This window comes from Glacieibacterium frigidum (genome assembly GCF_007097155.1).
Lineage (GTDB): Bacteria > Pseudomonadota > Alphaproteobacteria > Sphingomonadales > Sphingomonadaceae > Glacieibacterium > Glacieibacterium frigidum.
On record NZ_VJWA01000002.1, the window covers coordinates 100,989 to 119,015 of the forward strand.

The 18,027-nt window shown below is 69.3% G+C and carries 18 protein-coding genes; 6 read left to right on the top strand and 12 right to left on the bottom strand.

What is annotated here, in order from left to right; all coding sequences use genetic code 11:
- Positions 1 to 20 precede the first annotated feature (20 nt).
- Genes FMM06_RS09970 through FMM06_RS09995 form a run of 6 tightly spaced genes read right to left on the bottom strand, consistent with a single transcriptional unit; the run spans position 21 to position 4,998 of the window.
- On the bottom strand, positions 21 to 548 hold the full coding sequence (locus FMM06_RS09970; RefSeq protein WP_144237261.1) for a nuclear transport factor 2 family protein: 528 nt from the start codon (positions 546 to 548) through the stop codon (positions 21 to 23).
- Entirely contained in the window at positions 548 to 1,294 is a 747-nt protein-coding gene (locus FMM06_RS09975) for an SDR family oxidoreductase (RefSeq protein WP_144237262.1), read from the bottom strand. The genes FMM06_RS09970 and FMM06_RS09975 overlap by 1 nt, the downstream gene beginning before the upstream one ends.
- Positions 1,291 to 2,157: an SDR family NAD(P)-dependent oxidoreductase gene (locus tag FMM06_RS09980; RefSeq protein ID WP_144237263.1), complete on the bottom strand. Its 867-nt coding sequence runs from the start codon at positions 2,155 to 2,157 to the stop codon at positions 1,291 to 1,293. Before FMM06_RS09980 ends, FMM06_RS09975 begins: the two co-directional genes overlap by 4 nt.
- Before the next feature lie 37 nt (positions 2,158 to 2,194).
- Positions 2,195 to 3,145 (bottom strand): winged helix-turn-helix transcriptional regulator, encoded by a 951-nt coding sequence (locus FMM06_RS09985; protein ID WP_144237264.1) that lies wholly within the window; start codon positions 3,143 to 3,145, stop codon positions 2,195 to 2,197.
- Positions 3,146 to 3,166: 21 nt separating this feature from the next.
- Positions 3,167 to 4,477: an MFS transporter gene (locus FMM06_RS09990; protein WP_144237265.1), complete on the bottom strand. Its 1,311-nt coding sequence runs from the start codon at positions 4,475 to 4,477 to the stop codon at positions 3,167 to 3,169.
- A gap of 35 nt (positions 4,478 to 4,512) precedes the next feature.
- Positions 4,513 to 4,998 carry an SgcJ/EcaC family oxidoreductase gene (locus tag FMM06_RS09995; RefSeq protein WP_144237266.1) on the bottom strand — a complete coding sequence of 162 codons (486 nt, stop codon included), beginning with the start codon at positions 4,996 to 4,998 and terminating at the stop codon, positions 4,513 to 4,515.
- A gap of 143 nt (positions 4,999 to 5,141) precedes the next feature.
- Here FMM06_RS09995 and FMM06_RS10000 point away from each other — a divergent pair, with 143 nt between their 5' ends.
- Positions 5,142 to 6,644 carry a carotenoid oxygenase family protein gene (locus FMM06_RS10000; protein ID WP_144335430.1) on the top strand — a complete coding sequence of 501 codons (1,503 nt, stop codon included), beginning with the start codon at positions 5,142 to 5,144 and terminating at the stop codon, positions 6,642 to 6,644.
- Positions 6,645 to 6,654: 10 nt separating this feature from the next.
- On the opposite strand, the gene FMM06_RS10005 is transcribed toward FMM06_RS10000, so the two are convergent.
- Complete coding sequence (locus FMM06_RS10005; RefSeq protein WP_185965142.1) at positions 6,655 to 7,440, bottom strand: metallophosphatase domain-containing protein; 786 nt, start codon at positions 7,438 to 7,440, stop codon at positions 6,655 to 6,657.
- Positions 7,441 to 7,537: 97 nt separating this feature from the next.
- Between FMM06_RS10005 and FMM06_RS10010 the strand changes: the two genes are divergently transcribed.
- On the top strand, positions 7,538 to 8,458 hold the full coding sequence (locus tag FMM06_RS10010; protein ID WP_144237268.1) for an alpha/beta hydrolase: 921 nt from the start codon (positions 7,538 to 7,540) through the stop codon (positions 8,456 to 8,458).
- Here FMM06_RS10010 and FMM06_RS10015 read toward each other — a convergent pair.
- Positions 8,424 to 10,106: a class I adenylate-forming enzyme family protein gene (locus FMM06_RS10015; RefSeq protein WP_144237269.1), complete on the bottom strand. Its 1,683-nt coding sequence runs from the start codon at positions 10,104 to 10,106 to the stop codon at positions 8,424 to 8,426. The genes FMM06_RS10010 and FMM06_RS10015 overlap by 35 nt on opposite strands.
- A gap of 91 nt (positions 10,107 to 10,197) precedes the next feature.
- Here FMM06_RS10015 and FMM06_RS10020 point away from each other — a divergent pair, with 91 nt between their 5' ends.
- From FMM06_RS10020 to FMM06_RS10035, 4 genes are read left to right on the top strand one after another with little or no spacing between them, the layout of a single operon-like run.
- Entirely contained in the window at positions 10,198 to 11,238 is a 1,041-nt protein-coding gene (locus FMM06_RS10020) for an NAD(P)H-dependent amine dehydrogenase family protein (protein WP_144237270.1), read from the top strand.
- Positions 11,235 to 12,380: a thiolase family protein gene (locus FMM06_RS10025; protein WP_144237271.1), complete on the top strand. Its 1,146-nt coding sequence runs from the start codon at positions 11,235 to 11,237 to the stop codon at positions 12,378 to 12,380. The genes FMM06_RS10020 and FMM06_RS10025 overlap by 4 nt, the downstream gene beginning before the upstream one ends.
- Complete coding sequence (locus FMM06_RS10030) at positions 12,377 to 13,303, top strand: NAD(P)H-dependent flavin oxidoreductase (RefSeq protein WP_235889265.1); 927 nt, start codon at positions 12,377 to 12,379, stop codon at positions 13,301 to 13,303. Before FMM06_RS10025 ends, FMM06_RS10030 begins: the two co-directional genes overlap by 4 nt.
- Positions 13,300 to 13,686 (top strand): nuclear transport factor 2 family protein, encoded by a 387-nt coding sequence (locus tag FMM06_RS10035; RefSeq protein ID WP_144237272.1) that lies wholly within the window; start codon positions 13,300 to 13,302, stop codon positions 13,684 to 13,686. Before FMM06_RS10030 ends, FMM06_RS10035 begins: the two co-directional genes overlap by 4 nt.
- On the opposite strand, the gene FMM06_RS10040 is transcribed toward FMM06_RS10035, so the two are convergent.
- From FMM06_RS10040 to FMM06_RS10055, 4 genes are read right to left on the bottom strand one after another with little or no spacing between them, the layout of a single operon-like run.
- Positions 13,683 to 14,474 carry a DUF1295 domain-containing protein gene (locus FMM06_RS10040; protein ID WP_144237273.1) on the bottom strand — a complete coding sequence of 264 codons (792 nt, stop codon included), beginning with the start codon at positions 14,472 to 14,474 and terminating at the stop codon, positions 13,683 to 13,685. The genes FMM06_RS10035 and FMM06_RS10040 overlap by 4 nt on opposite strands.
- Positions 14,475 to 14,483: 9 nt before the next feature.
- The gene (locus FMM06_RS10045; protein ID WP_144237274.1) at positions 14,484 to 16,268 is read right to left on the bottom strand and encodes an AMP-binding protein; all 1,785 of its coding nucleotides are present in this window, start codon (positions 16,266 to 16,268) and stop codon (positions 14,484 to 14,486) included.
- Positions 16,269 to 16,276: 8 nt separating this feature from the next.
- A complete protein-coding gene (locus FMM06_RS10050) occupies positions 16,277 to 16,777 on the bottom strand; it encodes a nuclear transport factor 2 family protein (RefSeq protein ID WP_235889266.1) in 501 nt (166 codons plus the stop codon).
- Positions 16,774 to 18,000, bottom strand: coding sequence for an acetyl-CoA acetyltransferase (locus tag FMM06_RS10055; RefSeq protein WP_144237275.1), 1,227 nt, complete (start codon positions 17,998 to 18,000; stop codon positions 16,774 to 16,776). Before FMM06_RS10055 ends, FMM06_RS10050 begins: the two co-directional genes overlap by 4 nt.
- Positions 18,001 to 18,027 lie beyond the last annotated feature (27 nt).

Sequence of the window (18,027 nt, forward strand, 5' to 3'; positions counted from 1 at the left end):
TTTTTCGTGCCCGTCGCAGGTCAGTCGCGGGCGTAGGTCAGGTCGTCGCGGCCCTTGGCACCCATCACCATGTCGGGGTGAGCGGTGTCGAACAGTCCCATGCACCAGGTTTCGGCCGACGGCTGGTCGCGGTTCCAGTCGAACACCGCGCGCCGGTGCAGGATGCGCCACTCCCCGCCGCGCCGCACGAACTTGTCGAAGCTGCGCGCGCCGGTCAGCGTGTCCCACGGCTCGCCGTCCTTGGGGAAGCGCGCGAAGGTCAGGATATAGCTCTCGACCCACGCGGTGTCGGCGCCGTCGAAGTCGATATGCACGTTGCCGATGAAGTGCTGCATCGTCGGCTTGTTCGCGAGCATTCGCGCCGCCGCTCCCCGCAGATAGGGCACTGCCGGGCCATTGTACGCCGGGCCGTGCACCTCGATCGCATCCTCCCAGTAGCAGCCGAGCAGCAGCGCTTCGTCGCCGCGGTCGATGCCGCGGGCATAGCGCATCATGACGTCGTGGATGTCCTGCCGCGCCAGCATCGTCTCGACCGTGTTGGCATGCATTACTTCGCGACCCGGTTGAGCGCGGCGGCCATCGCCTTCTTGAGCGTCGCCGGATCGCGCGCCAGGAAGGCGCGGACCGAGACCGAGTGCGGGTCGGTGTCGTGCTCGTCGATATTGTGCGTGACCGCGGTCAGCCCGGCCTTGCCGATGGTACGCGGCGAGGATTTCTCCTGCCACGTCACGTGCGCCGCCATGCGCGTGTCGACCGACCCGACGATCAGCGCGTGGACGGTCGTGCCCTGCGGCGCGAGTTCGGCACGCAGGCAGTCGCTGGCGGCGCGCATCGCGAACTTCGACGGGCTGTAGCCGCCCATGTTGGGGACCGCGACGATGCCGCCCGCCGACAGCACGTTGACCACCGCGCCGCCGCCGTTCGCCTTCAGGATCGGGGCAAAGGCGCGGATCATCGCGACGGGTCCGAGGTAGTTGGTCTCGATCTCCTGCCGCATCGCGCCGTCGTCGGGCGCGCCGAGCAGTGTCGTGTTCACGAAGGCCCCGGCGTTGTTGATCAACAGGTCGACGTCGGTCGCCTGCGCCGCTGCCGCCGCGACCTGGTCGGGCTTGGTCACGTCGAGCTCGATGCCGACGAGGCGCGGGTTGGCAGCCGCGGCAGCCTCTGCATCGGCGAGGGTGCGCGCCGCGACATAGATCTTCTCAGCCCCCGCCTCGAGCAGTTCCTCGACGAAGCCTTGCCCGATACCGCGGTTTCCCCCGGTCACCAGCGCGGTGCAGCCCTCGATCTTCATGTCGCTCCCCTTGTTGTCTCGTCGTAGAAATCGGCGAAGGCAGCTTCGCCGCCAAGATACGATCTGGCCTCGGGCATCGCCGCCAATTCATCGGCGCGCGCCGCTATTTCGGCCGCCGGCGCGGCGCGGCTCTCCATCGCGCGCGCGGCCCGCACATGGCCGGCGCCCGCCACCCAGATTTCGCCGGTGCGGTCGGTCGCGGGATCGCACAACCACGTCAGCGCGGCGGCGGCTCCCTCGGGCGCCAGCCGCGGATCGGCGGCGCGGCCGGGCTGCGCGGTCATGTTGGTCGCGGCATAAGGCGCGATGACGTTGACCCGAACGGACGTGCGGCGAAGCTCGTCGGCGAGGCTCAACGCCCAGCCGTTGACCGCGCCCTTCGACGCCGCATAGGCCGCGCGCCCGCGCACCCCGTGCAGGCCGCCTGTCGACGAGACGAAGACGATGCGCCCCGCGGGACTCGCCAGCAGATGCGGCAGCGCCGCCTCGACCAGGCGGACGTTGGCGAAGAAGTTGGTCGCCATGACCTCGGCGACCCCGGTGTCGCCCGTGCCGACCTTCATCGGCGGCCCGGCGATCCCGGCGTTAAGTACGAGAACGTCGAGCCGCCCGAACGCCGCGAGCGCGGCCCCGACCAGCGCGTCGGCAGCCCCCTCGGCATCGACGGCATGACCGTCGACTACGGCGACCCCGCCCCGCGCCTCGATCCGTTCGATGATCGCGAGCGCCGAATGCGGTCGGTCGGAATGCATGCGATTATTGACGACGACGGCGACCCCGGCCGCGGCCAGCGCCTCGGCGAAGGCGGCACCCAGTCCGTTACCGGCCCCGGTGACGATCGCGGCGCGGCTTGGGCTCGTCATCGTCGAAATCTAGCCGGGTCGGTATGACAATGAAAGCCTAAACCGCGATCAGTTCGGGGACCGGCACGCGCTCGTGGATGGTGAAGCTGACGTCCTGCGGCTCGACCGTCTGGCGGCACTCCGAACACACGACCTGCGCGTCGAGGCGCGCCCCGCACACCTTGTGCGACAGCACCAGCGGCGGCCCCTCCGGTGACACGTAATATTTGTCGCCCCAGCGCAGCAGCATCAGCAGGACGGGGTAATATTCGACCCCCTTTCGCGTCAGGCGATACTCCTGCCGTGGCGGCGCGGTCGCGTAGATGCGCTGGCGGATGACGCCGACCGACTGCAGCCATTGCAGCCGCTCCGCCAGGATATTGGTGGCGATCGCGGTGTCGGCGCGGATCTCGTCGAAGCGCGTCACGCCGGTGAAGATCGACCGCATGATCAGGCTGGACCAGCGGTCGCCCATCAGTTGCGCCGCCTGGTCGAACAGCGAGGTCGCGCCGCCGCTCGATTCGCGCTGCTGCCGCCGCCGGCTGTACAGCGGCGCCATCCAGCCCACCCCCGGGCCTTCGGCCCAGTCGACCTGCGTCGCATCGATCGTCGCCCGGCAAGCGCCGCACGCGGGTTCGGGCACAAAGCGCTTGCCGCACGGCTTGTGAGTCAGCTCGACCGCGATCTTGCTGGTGTCGCCGCCCCACTTCAGCTCCCACGCCAGCATCATCAGCGACGTCCAGTAAACGTCGCGCCCCTTCTCGGTCAGGACATAGGCGAAGCGCGGCGGCGCCTCGCAATAGGGCCGCTTCTCGAACAGTCCGGCTACGACGAGGCGCTTCAGCCGATCCGACAGCAGCGCCTTGAGCAGGCCGGTGCGGGTGCGCAGTTCCTCGAAGCGCCGCGCGCCGAGCCAGCTCGCCTCGAGGATCAGCAGCGTCGGCGTATCCCCGACGATCTCGAGAGCGCGCCAGATCGAGCAGGTCCGGATCAGATTCTGTGGTTGCATGTGCGCTGCAGCATAGGCCGCTCAGATCGTAATGGTAGATGCTCCGTGCCCGGCCTCGGCGCGCGCGGCGTGGCGGGCGGCGATGAAGAACATGACCGCGCCGACCGCATAGCCCGCGGGCGCGACGATCGCCATCGCATAGCGGATGCCGTCGCCGCCGGGGAACAGCCAGTCGCCCAAGCCAGCGGTGACGCTGGGGCCGAAGCCGATGCCGACGAGGTTGATGACGAAGACGTACACCGCCGCGACGGTGGCGCGCATGTTGCCCGGCGACAGCTGCTGCAGCACCGCCGGTGCCGCGCTGACCACGCCCGCGGCAGCCGAGAAAAAGGCGACGAAGCCGATCGCCATCAGCCACAGTGAGTCGACCAGCGGGAACGCCAGGCCCGCCGTCGTCGCGATCCCCGTCGCCCAGCCGCAGAAGCGCATCCGAGCAGCCGGCGTACCGCCGCCGATCCGGTCCATCGCCGCGCCGTAGCCGATCATGCCGATCAGCCCGCCCGCGATCAGCACGCTGCCCGACAGATAGCCAGCCTGTGCCAGCGGCAACTCGAACCCCCGCCGCAGCATCGCGGGCAGCCACGATACCGTACCGAGCACCGCGAGGTTGACCGCCGCGACGCCCAGGAACACCGACCAGAAGAACCCGGCATGGCGCTTCAGATGCCCCGATACCTCGGAGATCGCCGCCGCCGCCGGGCGCTGCCCGCTGCTGTGGCGCGGGTCGGGGATGAACAGGAAGACGAGCGCCACCACCAGCCCCGGCAGCCCGGCGATGATGAACGCCGCCTGCCACGGCCGCACCGTGCCGAACAGCGGCAGGGTCAGCGTCTCGGCACCGGCGACCATCGACACCACCGCGCCGCCGATCATCAGCGCCAGCCCCGCGCCGACCGCCGAGCCCAGGCCGAAAACGCCCATCGCCAGCCCCAGCTTGCGCCGGTCGAAGCTGTCGGAGATGATCGAATAGGCGGCGGGCGACAGCACCGCCTCGCCCACGCCGACACCCATGCGCGCGATGAACAGCCCGGCGAAGCTCGACACCAGCCCGCAGGCGATGGTCATCGCGCTCCACACCGCGATGCCGGCCGCGACGGCGCGGGGCCGGTGGACGCGGTCGACGAGCCGCCCGAGCGGGATCGCCGCAATCGTGAAGAACGCCGCGAACGCCAGGCCCTGCAGCAGGCTGACCTCGGTATCGCTGATCTTCAGGTCGGCCTTGATGCCGTCGACCAACAGCCCGATGATCATCCGGTCGACGAACGAGACGATATACGCGACGAACAGCGCCGCGACGATACCCCACGCCACCAGCGGCCGTGGCTGCGTCACCGCCTGCGGCGGGGCGCCCGTGGCGGCGGCGACGGTCAGAAGTCCCCCTTGACGCCCATCGCCTCGAGCAGCTCCTTGCGGTCGTAATATTCGCGCCACTCGGCGACCTTGCCGTCGCGAATCTCGAGAACGCCGACCACCGGCACCGACCCCTTGTGTCCCTTGAAGGTGAAGCTGTCGGTGCGCTCCAGGAACACCGTGTTGCCCGTCACCGCGATGGTGCGCGGCGTGATCTTCATGTGGCTGGCGTTGTCGACCAGGAACTTCATGCGCGGGCGGATCGCCTCGCGGCCCTTGATCGGCGCGATCATCATCGAGTGGAGCACGCCGTCCTCGGTGAACATGTCGGCGATCTTGTCGCCGTCGCGCGCATCCCACGCGGCGATCATTTCCATCACGACGGCGACATTCGGATCCTGTGCCACAGCGCTTTCCTTCGGTTTTGTGCTATCCTTGGCCGCGATGGCGGCGGGCAGCGCGACCAGCAGCGCCGCCGCGATCGTCCAGTGCTTCGAGATCATCGCACGCGCTCCCCAAGTATCTTTATGAAAGCCGGTTGTGCAGCCGTATCGATGACGCGTCAACCGTGCTGCTGCCACGCTTGCGCAACCGGACCCTCTCCTTTACGTGTGCGTCAATCGCTGAACCGGTGAACATCGTGACCATGCAAGTCGAGAAGCTTCCGCCGATCAAATCGACGCTCCAGCCGAGCAATCACCCCTATCTGACCGGCGCGTGGACGCCGTTGTTCGAGGAAGTGAACGCCGTCGACCTCGACGTCATCGAGGGGACAATCCCGACAGACATCGACGGCATCTATCTGCGCAATACCGAGAACCAGGTCCACCAGCCGCTCGGCCGCCACCACCCGTTCGACGGCGACGGCATGATCCACCAGATCAGCTTCAAGGACGGCGTCGCGACCTACCGCAACCGCTTCATCCGCACCCGCGGCTTCGAGGCCGAGCAGATCGCCGGGGCCGCGCTGTGGGGCGGGCTGATGGACGGGCCGAACGTCTCGAAGCGCCCCGGTTTCGGAGCGCACGGCGGGCTCAAGGACACCGCCTCGACCGACGTCGTCGTCCACGCCGGCAAGGCGATCGCCACCTTCTACCAGTGCGGCGAGGGCTATGTCCTCGACCCCGAGACGCTCGAGAGCGAGGGCGTCGCGCCCTGGGTGCCCTTGGACGGCATCTCGGCGCACCCCAAGGTCGACGAGGCGACCGGCGAGCTGATGTTCTTCAACTATTCGAAGCACGCGCCCTACATGCACTACGGCGTCGTCGACGCGGCGGGCAAGCTGACCAACTATATCCCCGTGCCGCTGCCGGGGCCGCGCCTGCCGCACGACATGATCTTCAGCCAGAACTGGTCGATTCTCAACGACCTGCCGGTGTTCTGGGATCAGGAACTGCTGAAGAATCGCAACGTCCACGCGGTGCGCCTGCACGAGGACGTCCCCGCCCGCTTCGCCCTCGTGCCGCGTCACGGCAGGACCGAGGACATTCGCTGGTTCGAGGCGGCACCGACCTATGTGCTGCATTTCTTGAACGCATACGAGGAAGGCGACGAGGTCGTCGTCGACGGCTATTTCCAGACCAACCCGACGCCCAAGCCCCTCGCCGACGCCGGCGCGCACGGGCACCTGATGGCCTATCTCGACCAGCACAGCATGGAAACGCGGCTGCACCGCTGGCGCTTCAACCTGGCGGACGGGACGACGAAGGAGGAGCGGCTCGACGACCGCACGGTCGAGTTCGGGATGATCAATCAGAAGTTCTCGGGGCGGAAATACCGCTACGTCTATTCGACGCTGGCCAAGCCCGGCTGGTTCCTGTTCGAAGGCTTCGTCAAGCACGACCTCGACACCGGCGAGGCGATCGAGGTCCGGCTGAACCAGGGCCGCTACGCCTCCGAAGCCCCTTTCGCACCGCGCATCGGCGCGACCGACGAGGACGACGGCTATATCGTCAGCTTCATCATCGACGAGAATCGCGGCACGTCGGAGTGCATCCTGATCGACGCCAAGCGCTTCGCCGACGGCCCGGTCTGCCGCATCGCCCTGCCCCACAAGATCTCCAGCGGCACCCACGCGCATTGGGTCGACCGCCCCGTGCTGGCGGCGGCGCGCGCGGCGAAGATCGCGGCCTTGCAGGCTGCGGCCTAGAACGGGCGTACTATCGCGGGCGGGCGGGCAGCCAGCGTCGCGCCAGTCGTGATGCCCACGACATGGGCTGAGCCCCGGTGCCGGACGACAGGGTGAAGATCGCAGCAGGCCGCATGGCGCCGGTGTCGCCGTCGTAGGACGCCGCGTTGATGAAGAGCGTTCCGCCAACCTGCCGACGGCCGGCACCCGCGTGGACATGGCCGAAGCAATGGACGCGCGGCGCGATGCGCTGCAACTCGCCGGCGAGGGCTTCGCAGCCCAGCGACCGGCCCCGGCTGGACGTGTCGAGAACGCCCCTCGGCGGGGTGTGAGTGATCAGGATGTCGATCCCGGACGGCACCCGCGCCCAGGCATCGGCGAGACTCGACCGGTCGCGGTAGAAGGCATGGGTCCGCAGTTCCGGGACCCACGGCGCGCCGAAAATCCTGAGCCCGCGATACTCGACGATCTCGTCCATCACGAACTGCGCGTTCCGGAACGGCTGCGCGCCCCGCGTCAGTTCGGCCTCGAGCAGGCGATCGTGATTGCCGCCCGTGCAGAGGATGCGCTCGAACTTCTGCCGCCCGAACCATTCGTCCATCGCCCGGACCTGTTGCGGCGCCCGGGTCGAGAGATTGAACATGTCGCCGCAATGGATCAGCAGATCGCCGGCGGGCAGGGCGATATCGTCATGCCGCCAGTGCGTATCGCTGATGACCGTGACGCGGGTTTGCATGCGACGATCTACCAGCACACGCGAAGTTGTCGGGCAATGGGTACCCTCTGTCGTGTCGGCGACGGCGACGGCGATGACCATGCCGAATTCTCGATCGTTACTGGCGCAACGCCAGCCCAGGCCTTGTGGGTCTCGCACCGAGCCCTTACCCGTGTTCCTACAGCCGGGGGGATGACTGATGAAGCCTGTGACTAAGCGCTTGGCGTGGGGGGCGTTGATCGCCGGCATCGGCGCAGCGCTGTTCGCCGCCTATCCGTTCGCGATGTTCATGTACAGTTGGCAGACCAATGGGCCGCCCGCGCTGCATCGGCTGCCGGTTAGCGAGCCGACCGCGCAGATCCGCTACGGCTCGTCGCCGATGCAGGTCGCCGATCTGCGGATGCCCGCCGGCAAAGGGCCGTTTCCGCTGGCTGTCGTCTTTCATGGTGGCTGCTTCCTGACGAAGATCGACGATAAGGGCGGAATCGCGCCGGTAGCCGACGCCCTCACTAAGCGCGGCATCGCCACGCTCAATGTCGAGTACCGGAAACTGGGCGATGCCGGAGCCGGCTGGCCGAACACCTACCTCGATATCGCCAAGGGTGCCGACATGGTCCGCGACATCGCCCGGAAATATCCGGTCGACCTCAGCCGCGTCTCGTTCGTCGGCCACTCGTCGGGGGCACATTTCGCGCTCTGGGCTGCGTCGCGGTCCCGGCTTCCCGCGGACAGCGAAATCAGGGGGGGCAATCCGTTCAAGCCGGCGGCGGTCATCGTGATCGACGGGCCGGCCGCGCTGGCACCTTTCGTCGGGCGCGACAAGGAGGAGTGCAACGAACCCGTCATCGTGCCCTTGATCGGCGGTACTCCCGCGCAGTTTCCGCGTCGCTATGCCGAGGTCGATCCGGGCGCGCGGCTGCCACTCGGCATGCGGCAGGGCTTTGTCCCCGCCGCGCTGGCCGAGGGCATGACAGACTATATCGCCAAGGCGAAGGCGACGGGCGATACGGTCGAAGTCTATACGCCCGCCAAACCCTATCACTTCCGCATCATCAATCCGGGAAGGCCGGAGGGTCAGCAGACGCTCAAGCTGATCGAGGGACTGACGACCGGTCGCTAAGCGCCGCCAGCACCATCTCGCGCAAGTCCGCTCGCACCACCTTGTTCATCGCATTGCGCGGCAGGCGGTCGACGCAGACCAGCCGTTCGGGGGATTTGAAGATCGCCACCCCCTGGCCGCGCAGCCACGCCTTGACGTCGTCGAGGGTCGGGGTCGCGCCGTCGTGGGGGACGACGGCGACGGCGATGCGCTCGCCCAGGTCGTCGTCGGGGATGCCGACGGTGGCGGCCTCGCGGACCTGCGGCATGCCCGCCAGCAGGTCGTCTAGTTCGGCGGGCGAGATGTTGACGCCGCCACGCACGATGATCTCCTTCGACCGGCCGACGAAGCGATAGAAGCGCGACAGCTCGCCGTCGCCTGCGATCTCGAACAGGTCGCCGGTGCGGAACCAGCCGTCGGCGTCGAAGGCGGTCGCAGTCAGCTCGGGCGAGCGCCAGTAGCCGCCAAAGGTCGTGGCACCGCTGATCCGCATCTCGCCGGCGATGCCGGGCTCGGTCACCACTGAGCCATCGTCGCCGACCAGCCGGGTGCGCAGCGAGCGGCCGATGATGCCACCCCAGTCCTGCCCCTCGGCGCCGAAGCGCGGGAAGAAGCGCGCGCGGTCGGCGGTGTCGGGGACGTCGACGGCGCTCGAGACCAGCGACGCGCCCTCGTTCGACCCGAAGATGTTGGCGATGTCGATGCCATACTGCTCCTTCCACCCGCCTATCAGCCACGGCGACAGCGGTGCCGAGCCCGAGCCGATGGCGCGCATCGAACTGATGTCGACACTGGCGAGGAGCGCCGGTTGCTTGAGCAGGGCCGTCAGCACCGCGGGCGGCGCGATCGTGTAGCTGACGCCCTCGCCCGCAATCTGCCGCAGGAAGATGCCGAGGTCGAAGGGGTGGTGGAGGACGAGCTTCTTCGCCGGCAGCGCCAGCCACGGCATGACGAGCCCGCCGATCGACCCGATGTTGACCAGCGGAAACGGGTTGAGCAGCGTGTCGCCCGGCAGCATGCCGGTCGCCTGCGCGACCAGATCGCCGTTCAGCGTCCAGTGGTTGTGGTCGCGCGGCACGCCCTTGGGCCGTGCCTCGGTCCCCGAGGTCCAGCAGATCGTCAGCACCTCGGCCCCGACCGTGGGGTTGGCCGCCGTGTACGCCGCGACCGCCGCGGGGTCGCCGCCGTGCAGGTCGTCGAACAGCAGGACGGGCACGCCCAGCGTGCCCGCCAGCGCCGCATGGTCGAAGCCGCCGAAACGCGGCACGGTGACGAAAGCGCGCGGCGCGGTGCGCTCGACGACGTGCGCGAGTTCGTGTGTGCGATACTGCATGACGACCGGGGACAGGATCAGCCCGAGGCGCGCGCAGGCGAGGAAGAGCAGCACCGCGTCCACCGTGTTGGGCAGCTGAGAGACGACGATGTCGTCCTTTCGCAACCCGTGGTCGAGAAGCGCCGCCGCCAGCGCATCGACGCGCGCATCGACGGCGCGCCAGCTCAGCCGTTCGGGCTTCTTTCCGTCGAGATCGCGGCGGTTGACGGGGTCGATCAGCGTCTCGGCGTCACCGCCCGCAGCGACCGCGCGGCGCAGCATCGCATCGACGCTCTCGCCCGCCCACAGGCCGCGTGCCTCATAGTCTCGCACGCGGTCGGCAGGGGTCAGAAACATGCAGGTCGTCCTCTCGGTGTAACTTTCATAATTATACTGACACGTCCCGGCAAGTTGGCTAGCGTCGCCAAAACGGGGGGACAGGACACCGATGGCGCGCGTCGTGCAATGGGCGACCGGATCGATGGGGCGGACGGCGTTGCGCCGCATCCTCGACGATCCCGCGCATGAACTGGCAGGCGTCTACGTCTATGGCGCGGCCAAGGCCGGGCGCGACGCGGGCGAGCTGGCGCGGCGGCCCGCGACGGGCGTGCTGGCGACCAACGACCGCGCGGCGATCCTCGCGCTCGACGCCGATGTCGTGCTCCACACACCGCGCATCACCCTCCCCTACGACGCGCTCGTCGACGATGTCGTGGCGCTGCTGCGGTCGGGCAAGAATGTCGTGTCGACCGCGGGCTTTCATTGGCCGCAGGCGCACGGGCCCGACTATGTCGCGCGGCTGCACGATGCGGCGGTGGCTGGCGGCGTGACCCTGGCGGGCGTCGGCATCAACCCGGGGCTGGTCGTCGAGCGCATCGCGCTGGCGGCGACGGCGATGTGCCAGGACCTCGACCGCGTCTCGGTCTTCGAGACCGTCGACGCTTCGGCGATGACGTCGCCCGAATTCGTCTTCGGGCTGATGGGCTTCGGCAGCGATCCGTCAGTCGCCGACATCCGCGAGGGGCCGCTCGCGACGCTGTACGGCACGCTGTTCTCGGAGGTGCTGCACTTCGCGGCGGCCAATTTGGGCAGCCACGTCACCGGCATCGTCGCCGACCACCGCCTGACGCTGGCGCCCAAGCCGATCACCATCGGCGCGGGCACGATCGCCGCCGGCCAGGTCGCCGCGACCGAATGGCGATGGACGGCAAGCACCGCCGCGGGCCCCGAGCTGCTGCTGTCGATCCTGTGGACCGCCGACACTGGGCTGCACGGCCCCGACCGGCTCGGGCACTGGAACATCGTCATCGACGGCCGCCCGACGATCCGCATGACTATGGACATTTCGGAGCGCGACCCTGCCGCTCCGCCGTCGCGCGCGCTGACCGACGCGGTGATCGCGGTGGCGATGCGCGCCATTCCCGATGTCATCGCAGCGCCGCCCGGCCTGTTCGCCTATCACCCGCCCGCCGCGTGGAAAGCCGCATGAACGTCCTCATCTTCGACGCCGTGCGTACCCCGCGCGGCAAGGCACGGCCCGACGGCGGACTGGCACAGGAGACGCCGCACGGCCTCGTGGCTCATCTCGCGGCGGCGATCGGCGCGCGCGGCAACGACCCGCGCGCGGTCGACCAGCTGACATTGGGCTGCGTCGGGCAGATCGGCGCGCAGGGCGGGCATATCGGCATGGTCGCCAAGCTGGCGTGCGGCCTGCCCGACCGCGTCGCGCCGCACAGCCTCAACAATTATTGCGCGTCGGGGCTGAGCGCGATCGGCCAGGCGGCAGCGGCAGTCGCGGCGGGGCAGATCGACCGGGCGCTAGCGGGCGGTGTCGAGATGATGTCGCGCGTGCCGTTCATGGCCGACAAGGCTGACTATTACGAGGCGACCGACTTCGCACCGCGGCGGCGCTACATCCCCGTCGCGGTCGCCGCCGACCTGCTCGCAGTCAAGGAACGGATCGACCGCGAGGCGCTCGACCGGGTTGCCGCGACCTCGCAGGCGCGGGCTGCCGCTGCCGAGGACACGCCCGCGCTGATCGCATCGCGCATCGCGATCGGCGGGCTGGACCGCGAGGAAGCGCCGCGCGCAACCACGCCCGAAGCGCTCGCCAAGATGCCGCCCGCCTTCGCCGCGATGGCCGCCGGCTATGTCGAGGCGCTCGGCGGCGCGACGATCGAACATCGCCACACCGTCGCGCACGCGCCGCCGATGACCGACGGCGCCGGCCTCGCGCTGATCGGCCGCAACGGCGAGGGGGCGCGGGCGCGCATCCTCGCCTATGCGGAAGCCGGCGGCGACCCGCGCGACTCGCTCACCGCGGGCTTCACCGCGATGAACCGCGCGCTGGCGCGCGCCGAGCTGGGATTGCGCGACCTCGACCGCATCGAGTTCATGGAGGCTTTCGCGGTGACCATCGCCAAATTCATGCGCGACTGTCCGGTCGATCCGGACCGCGTCAATGTCTCGGGCGGGCACCTCGCCAAGGGCCACCCGATGGGCGCGACGGGGGCGATCCTGTTGTCGACCCTGCTCGACGCGCTGGATGCGGCGGACGGCACGCTAGGCATGGTCGTCGTCACCGGCGCGAACGGGGTCGGCGCGGCGATGATCGTGGAGCGGCTGCGGTGAGCGCGCTGCTCGCTAGGCTTCGCCTGCCCGTCGTCGCGGCACCGATGTTCCTCGTGTCGGGCCCCGACATCGTCATCGCCGCGGCGCGCGCCGGCATCGTCGGGTCGTTCCCGACGCCCAACTGTCGCACGGCCGAAGAGCTCGACGCGTGGATGACGCGGATCGTCGCCGAGACCGCCGGCGCGCCCGGCCTGTGGGCGGCGAACCTCGTCACCCACTCGTCGAACGCGCGGCTGGCGGACGACCTCGCGCTCGTCGCCAAGCATCGCCCGCCTGTGGTCATCACGGCGCTCGGCAGCCCGGCGCCGGCGATCGCCGCGGTGCATGCCTATGGCGGGCTCGTCCTTGCCGACGTGACGACCGAGGCGCTCGGGCGCAAGGCGGCGGCGGCCGGTGCCGACGGCCTCGTCGCGGTCGCGAGCGGCGCAGGCGGACACACCGGCAGCCTGTCGCCCTTCGCCTTCGTGTCGGTGCTGCGCAGCTTCTTCGACGGGATTGTCTGCGTCGGCGGGGGCATCGCCGACGGCGGCGCGGTGGCGGGCTCGGTCGCGGCCGGCGCGGACCTCGTCTACATGGGCACGCGCTTCCTCGCCGCGCGCGAGAGCATGGCGAGCGACGCCTACAAGGCGATGGTCATCGCCGCGGGTGCCGAGGATCTGGTCGTCAGCCCGGCGATTACCGGCACCGCCGCGTCGTGGCTGAAGCCCTCGCTGACCGCCGCGGGGTACGACGTCGGCAACCTGGGTGCAGCGCCGCCCCGCAACTATGGCGGCGAGCCGACCGCGAAGTGGCGCGACCTGTGGGCGGCGGGACAGGGCCTGCACGCCGTCACGGCGGAGGAACCGGTCGCGGCAATCGTCGACGAACTCGAGCGCGGCTACGATGCTGCGTTCGCACGCCTTTCCGACAGGAGACGGACATGACCGAGCAGGAAATCCTCGACTTCGCCAAGCGCTTCGTCGCGCACATCCAGGCCGGCGACGCCGAGGCGATGCGCGCCTGCTACGCCCCCGATGCCAAGATCTGGCACAACACCGACGGCATCGAGCAGACGATCGACGACAATATCAAGGTGCTCAACTGGTTCATCCGCACCCTGCCCGACCGCCACTATCACGTGCAGCGCGTCGAGGCGCTGAAGGACGGCTTCGTCCAGCAGCACATCCTGTCGGCGACGCTTCCCGACGGCACGAGATGGGCGATGGACGCGTGCGTGGTCGTGAAGATGGAGAACGGGCTGATCACCCGCCTCGACGAATATCTCGACTCGGCGAAGGGCGCGCAGCTGCGGTCGTTCGGGCGCTAGGCCCGCGGCGGCATCGGCACGAAGCCCGAGGTGCGGCGCATATACTCGGCGTACTCGGGCTTCTGCTTGCGCATCTTGTTCTCGACCGTCGGTGCGCCCGACCATTTCATCAGGGTCCAGGTCAGCAGCGCCGGGCCGATGAACGACCAGACCCCGGGCGCGGTCTCGGCAGCGACGAGGTAGATGCCCCACCACGCGCAGGCATCGCCGAAGTAGTTCGGGTGGCGGGTGAAGCGCCACAGGCCCGACTGCATCACCTTGCCGGCGTTGGCGGGGTTGCGCTTGAACGCCACCAGCTGCGCGTCGCCGATGCTCTCGAACGCCACGCCGAACAGCGCGAGCGCTGCACCGGCAACCGCCAGCGCGCCCAGCGGCGGACCGGCCGCGACCTGCCCCAGCTGGACGGGCAGGCAGACGATGAACAGCAGCGGCGCCTGCGTCGCGAAGACCAGCAGCGCCGACGCCTTGCCGAAGCCCCAGCCCTTCTTCGCCTCGGCCTTGCCGAGCAGCGCGACATAGCGCCGGTCGCTGCCGTGGCTGCGCCAGCGCCAGACCATATAGCTGCCCAGCCGCACCCCCCACAGCGCGCACAGGCCGAGCAGCAGCAGCTTGCGCTCGTACAGCCCGTCGGTGAGCGCGAAGCTCGTCAGCCCCATGATGACCATGCCGAACGCCCAGAAGCTGTCGACCGGCGTCACGTCGCGCGTCTTCAAGCAGATCGCCCAGAGCAGGACGAAGCAGCCGACGAGGATCAGCGCGTTGATGGCGAGCAAGGTCGCGGCGTTCATGTCATCCCCCTAGATTTCGCGGACGCCCGCCTCCGGCGGCTCCGCGTACAGCGCGTCGACCAGATCGCTGCGGTTATCGAGCACCGCGCGGCGGTTGATCGTGCCCTTGTCCGAAATCTCGTTAGCGTCGGCGGCGGGCGGCCGGTCGAACAGCGCCACGCGGCGCACCGTCGCCGAGGCACCGCGCTGGGTCGCGTTGAACTCGCGCAAACGTTCGACGATCTGGTCGAACGCGTCGTCGGGCGCACCCTGCTTCGGCCACGCTAGTAGCGTCAGGAACGGCCGGCTGTCGTCCGCGACGACGAGCTCGGCGACGAGCGGCGCCAGCGCCTTGAGCAGCGCCTCGCGCAGCTGCCCGCCATAGACCCAGGTGCCATTGCTGAGCTTGAACTCCTCCGCCATGCGGCCCGCGAAGGCGAGGCCCTGTTCGGGCGCCGCGCGGTCGTGGAACACCGCCATGTCGCCGGTGCGGTAATAGCCCTCCTCGTCGAACACCGACGCGGTCTTGTCGGGCTCGTCGAGGTACGACCGCATCAGCATCGGCCCGCGCATCCGCACCTCGTAGCGCGCGCCGTTGGGGACGAGCTTCAATTCGACACCGGGCCCCGGCAGCCCGATGCCGACCTTGTCGGTCTCGAAATGGATCGCGCAGCACCCCGATACCGTCTCGGTCATGCCGTACCCCGTCGTCATGTGGACGCGGTGCCCGGTCGCGGCGACGGCGTGCGCCTGCAGCCGGTCATAAACGTGCTGCGGCAGCCCCGCGCCGCCGTAGAGCATCAGGCGCATCTTCGCGAAGAAGGTGTCGCGCAGCTGCGTATCGGCGTCCATTGCGTCGACGAGCATCGCGTAACCCAGCGGCACGTTGTTGAAGTACGGCACGCTCAGCTCGCGCAGATTGGCGATCGAGGTGGCGAACAGCCCCGGCGCGGGCTTGCCGGCGTCGATGTGGAGCGTGCCGCCAAGCAGCAACCCGGCGCGCAGCACCGAGGCGCCCGCGGCGTGATGCCACGGCAGCCAGTCGAGCATCGTCTCGTCCCACCCCGCCGCGCGGCCGATCAGCCCGATGCCCTGCGCGGTGTTGGAGGCGAGCGCGCTTAGCGACTGCTCGACGACCTTGGGCAGGCCGGTCGACCCGGAGGTCATCATGTAGCTGGCGGGGGCGTCGGTATCGATCGCCGCGATGGCGTCGGCGACAGCAGCGGTCGGCGTCGTTGCGAGGACATCGGCGAGCGCCACCGCGTCGCCGAACGGTGCGGGGTCGCGCGAGATCACGATCGCCGTGCTGCCGATCGCCTCCAGGGCGGCCGCGTATTTCGGGTTCGGGTCGGCGAAGATCGCCGCGGGCCGCGTCTTGGCGAAGACATGCCGCAACCGCGCATGGTCGCCGCCCGCGACGCCGTAGGCCGGGCTGACCGGACACAGGATCGTGCCGGTCGCGAACGCCGCGAAGCCGAGCGCTGCGACCGCGACGCTGTTCTCCGCCATGACGACGAGCACGCTGCCGCGCGGCAGCGTGTCGAGCAGCCACTGCGCCGCCGCCTGCACCTGAGCGGCGAGCTCGGCGAAGCTCGTGTACGCCCAAGCCCCGTCGGGCCCGCGCTCGGCGAGCGCCGGGGCGTCGCCCTTCGCCGCTGCCATCTTCAGGAACGAGCGCGCCAGATTGGCGTCGATCGCTTCAAGCGGGTGGTTGCTGCGCAGCCGGATCGTGCCGTCGGCATCCTCGCGCAGGTCGAGATCGACCGACATGAACTGCGCCGGCCGGAACGGGGCGGACCGCCAGTCGTCCGCCATGCCGCTGCTCACTGTGCCGGACGCCCGATCAGCTGCTTGACCTGCGCCGTCCAGCCGCCGCCGGCCTTCTGCGCCTCGATGACGCCGCGGTCGACATAGTCGCGCCAGCCGCTGATCTTGTCGCCGCGGAACTCGATGACCCCGGCATAGGGCGCCGCGATGTCGACGCCGGCGGCCGTCGTATATTCGTCGACGCCTTCGACGAACAGCCGGTCGCCGACCTCGGCATGGTGGAAGATGCGCCAGCGCACCTCGCCGATGCCGGCGCCGAACGCGGTGATGAACTTCAGCGCGGCGTCCTTGCCGACCGCGGGCGGTGCGATCGCTGCGGCGTAGTGCCAGACGACATCGTCGGTCATCTGCGACAGCACGAAGTCGACGTCCTTGCGCTTCCAGCCGTCAATCACGGCTTGAAACTGTTCCATGCGGGTCATGCGGCGGGTCCTTGCAAAGGCAGGCTGGAGGGCGGCGAGCCCGGGGATGGCGAGCACGACACGGCGCGCGATCACGCCGCGGCGCGCTCGACGATGAAGCTGACCGTGGTCGTCGTCGAACCGCCGATGTTGAGCGTCTGGACGCGCTCGGCACCCTCGACCTGATAGTCGCCCGCGGTGCCTGTCACCTGCTTATGCGCGTCGAGCAGCATGCGCACCCCCGTCGCGCCGACGGGGTGGCCCAGGCCGATCAGCCCGCCCGAGGGGTTGATCGGGCACGCGCCGCCCATCTCGATGACCCCCTCCTCGATCGCCTTCCAGCTTTCGCCGGGGGCGGTCAGGCCGAGGTGATCGATCGCCATGTACTCGGTCGCGGTGAAGCAGTCGTGCGTCTCGACCGCGTCGATGCTGGCAAGGTCGATGCCGGCACGTGCGCGGGCATCCTCGATGGCGCGGCGGACCTGTGGAAAGACGTACGGCTGCCCGGCGCTGGCGCGGACCTTCTGCTTGTAGCCGATCGGTGCCGAGCGATGCCCCCAGCCGCTAATCCGCGACAGGCTCGACAGCGGGATGCCGCGCTTCGCAGCATATTCGGCGGCGCGCTTGTCGGAGGCGAGGAAGACGACGCTCGCGCCGTCGGTCACCTGACCGCAGTCCATCTTGCGCGTCCGCCCCTCGACCACCGGATTGGCCTCGTCGCAGGCGGTGAAGCTCTTGTCGCTGAACGCATATTTGCGCGTCTGCGAATTCGGGTTGCGCTTGGCGTTGCCGAAATTGATCTCGGCGATGCGCATCAGATGCTCGTATTTCAGCCCGTGGCGCGTGTCGTATTCCTCCGCCAGGTCGGAGAAGGCGCGCGGCCACACGTAGGTCGCGTCGGCGAACTCGTACCCCGTCCACGCCGCCGCGCCGAGGTGTTCCGCCGCGGTCTGCCCAGGCACGTTGCGCATCTGCTCGATGCCGAGCACGCACGCGAGGTCGTAGCGCCCGGCCTCGATCTCCGCCGTCGCCGCCAGGATCGCGACACTGCCGCTCGCGCATGCCGCCTCGTGCCGCGCCGTCGGCAGGCCGTCGAGATCGGGATGCACAAGCCCGAAGAAGCCGCCGAGCAGCCCCTGGCCTGCGAACAGCTCACCGACGAAATTGCCGACATGGCCGCTCTCGATGTCCCTGGGTTCGAGCCCCGTCGCGGCCAGCCCCTCGTTCATCGCTTCGGTGAACGCACCCGCGATATCGAGCCCCTCGCGCGTCCAGTTGAGCGAAAAATCGCTCTGCCATCCCCCGAGGATATAGACCACGCGCGTTCTCCCTGCCGCTTGTCCGCA

Coding starts and splice junctions, on each gene's coding strand:
- FMM06_RS10035 (WP_144237272.1), top strand. CDS start 13,300: ATGACCGAGCAGGAAATCCTCGACTTCGCCAAGCGCTTCGTCGCGCAC.
- FMM06_RS09985 (WP_144237264.1), bottom strand. CDS start 3,145: ATGCAACCACAGAATCTGATCCGGACCTGCTCGATCTGGCGCGCTCTC.
- FMM06_RS09970 (WP_144237261.1), bottom strand. CDS start 548: ATGCATGCCAACACGGTCGAGACGATGCTGGCGCGGCAGGACATCCAC.
- FMM06_RS10000 (WP_144335430.1), top strand. CDS start 5,142: ATGCAAGTCGAGAAGCTTCCGCCGATCAAATCGACGCTCCAGCCGAGC.
- FMM06_RS10010 (WP_144237268.1), top strand. CDS start 7,538: ATGAAGCCTGTGACTAAGCGCTTGGCGTGGGGGGCGTTGATCGCCGGC.
- FMM06_RS10005 (WP_185965142.1), bottom strand. CDS start 7,440: ATGGTCATCGCCGTCGCCGTCGCCGACACGACAGAGGGTACCCATTGC.
- FMM06_RS09975 (WP_144237262.1), bottom strand. CDS start 1,294: ATGAAGATCGAGGGCTGCACCGCGCTGGTGACCGGGGGAAACCGCGGT.
- FMM06_RS09980 (WP_144237263.1), bottom strand. CDS start 2,157: ATGACGAGCCCAAGCCGCGCCGCGATCGTCACCGGGGCCGGTAACGGA.
- FMM06_RS10045 (WP_144237274.1), bottom strand. CDS start 16,268: ATGGCGGACGACTGGCGGTCCGCCCCGTTCCGGCCGGCGCAGTTCATG.
- FMM06_RS10040 (WP_144237273.1), bottom strand. CDS start 14,474: ATGAACGCCGCGACCTTGCTCGCCATCAACGCGCTGATCCTCGTCGGC.
- FMM06_RS09995 (WP_144237266.1), bottom strand. CDS start 4,998: ATGATCTCGAAGCACTGGACGATCGCGGCGGCGCTGCTGGTCGCGCTG.
- FMM06_RS10020 (WP_144237270.1), top strand. CDS start 10,198: ATGGCGCGCGTCGTGCAATGGGCGACCGGATCGATGGGGCGGACGGCG.
- FMM06_RS10025 (WP_144237271.1), top strand. CDS start 11,235: ATGAACGTCCTCATCTTCGACGCCGTGCGTACCCCGCGCGGCAAGGCA.
- FMM06_RS10015 (WP_144237269.1), bottom strand. CDS start 10,106: ATGTTTCTGACCCCTGCCGACCGCGTGCGAGACTATGAGGCACGCGGC.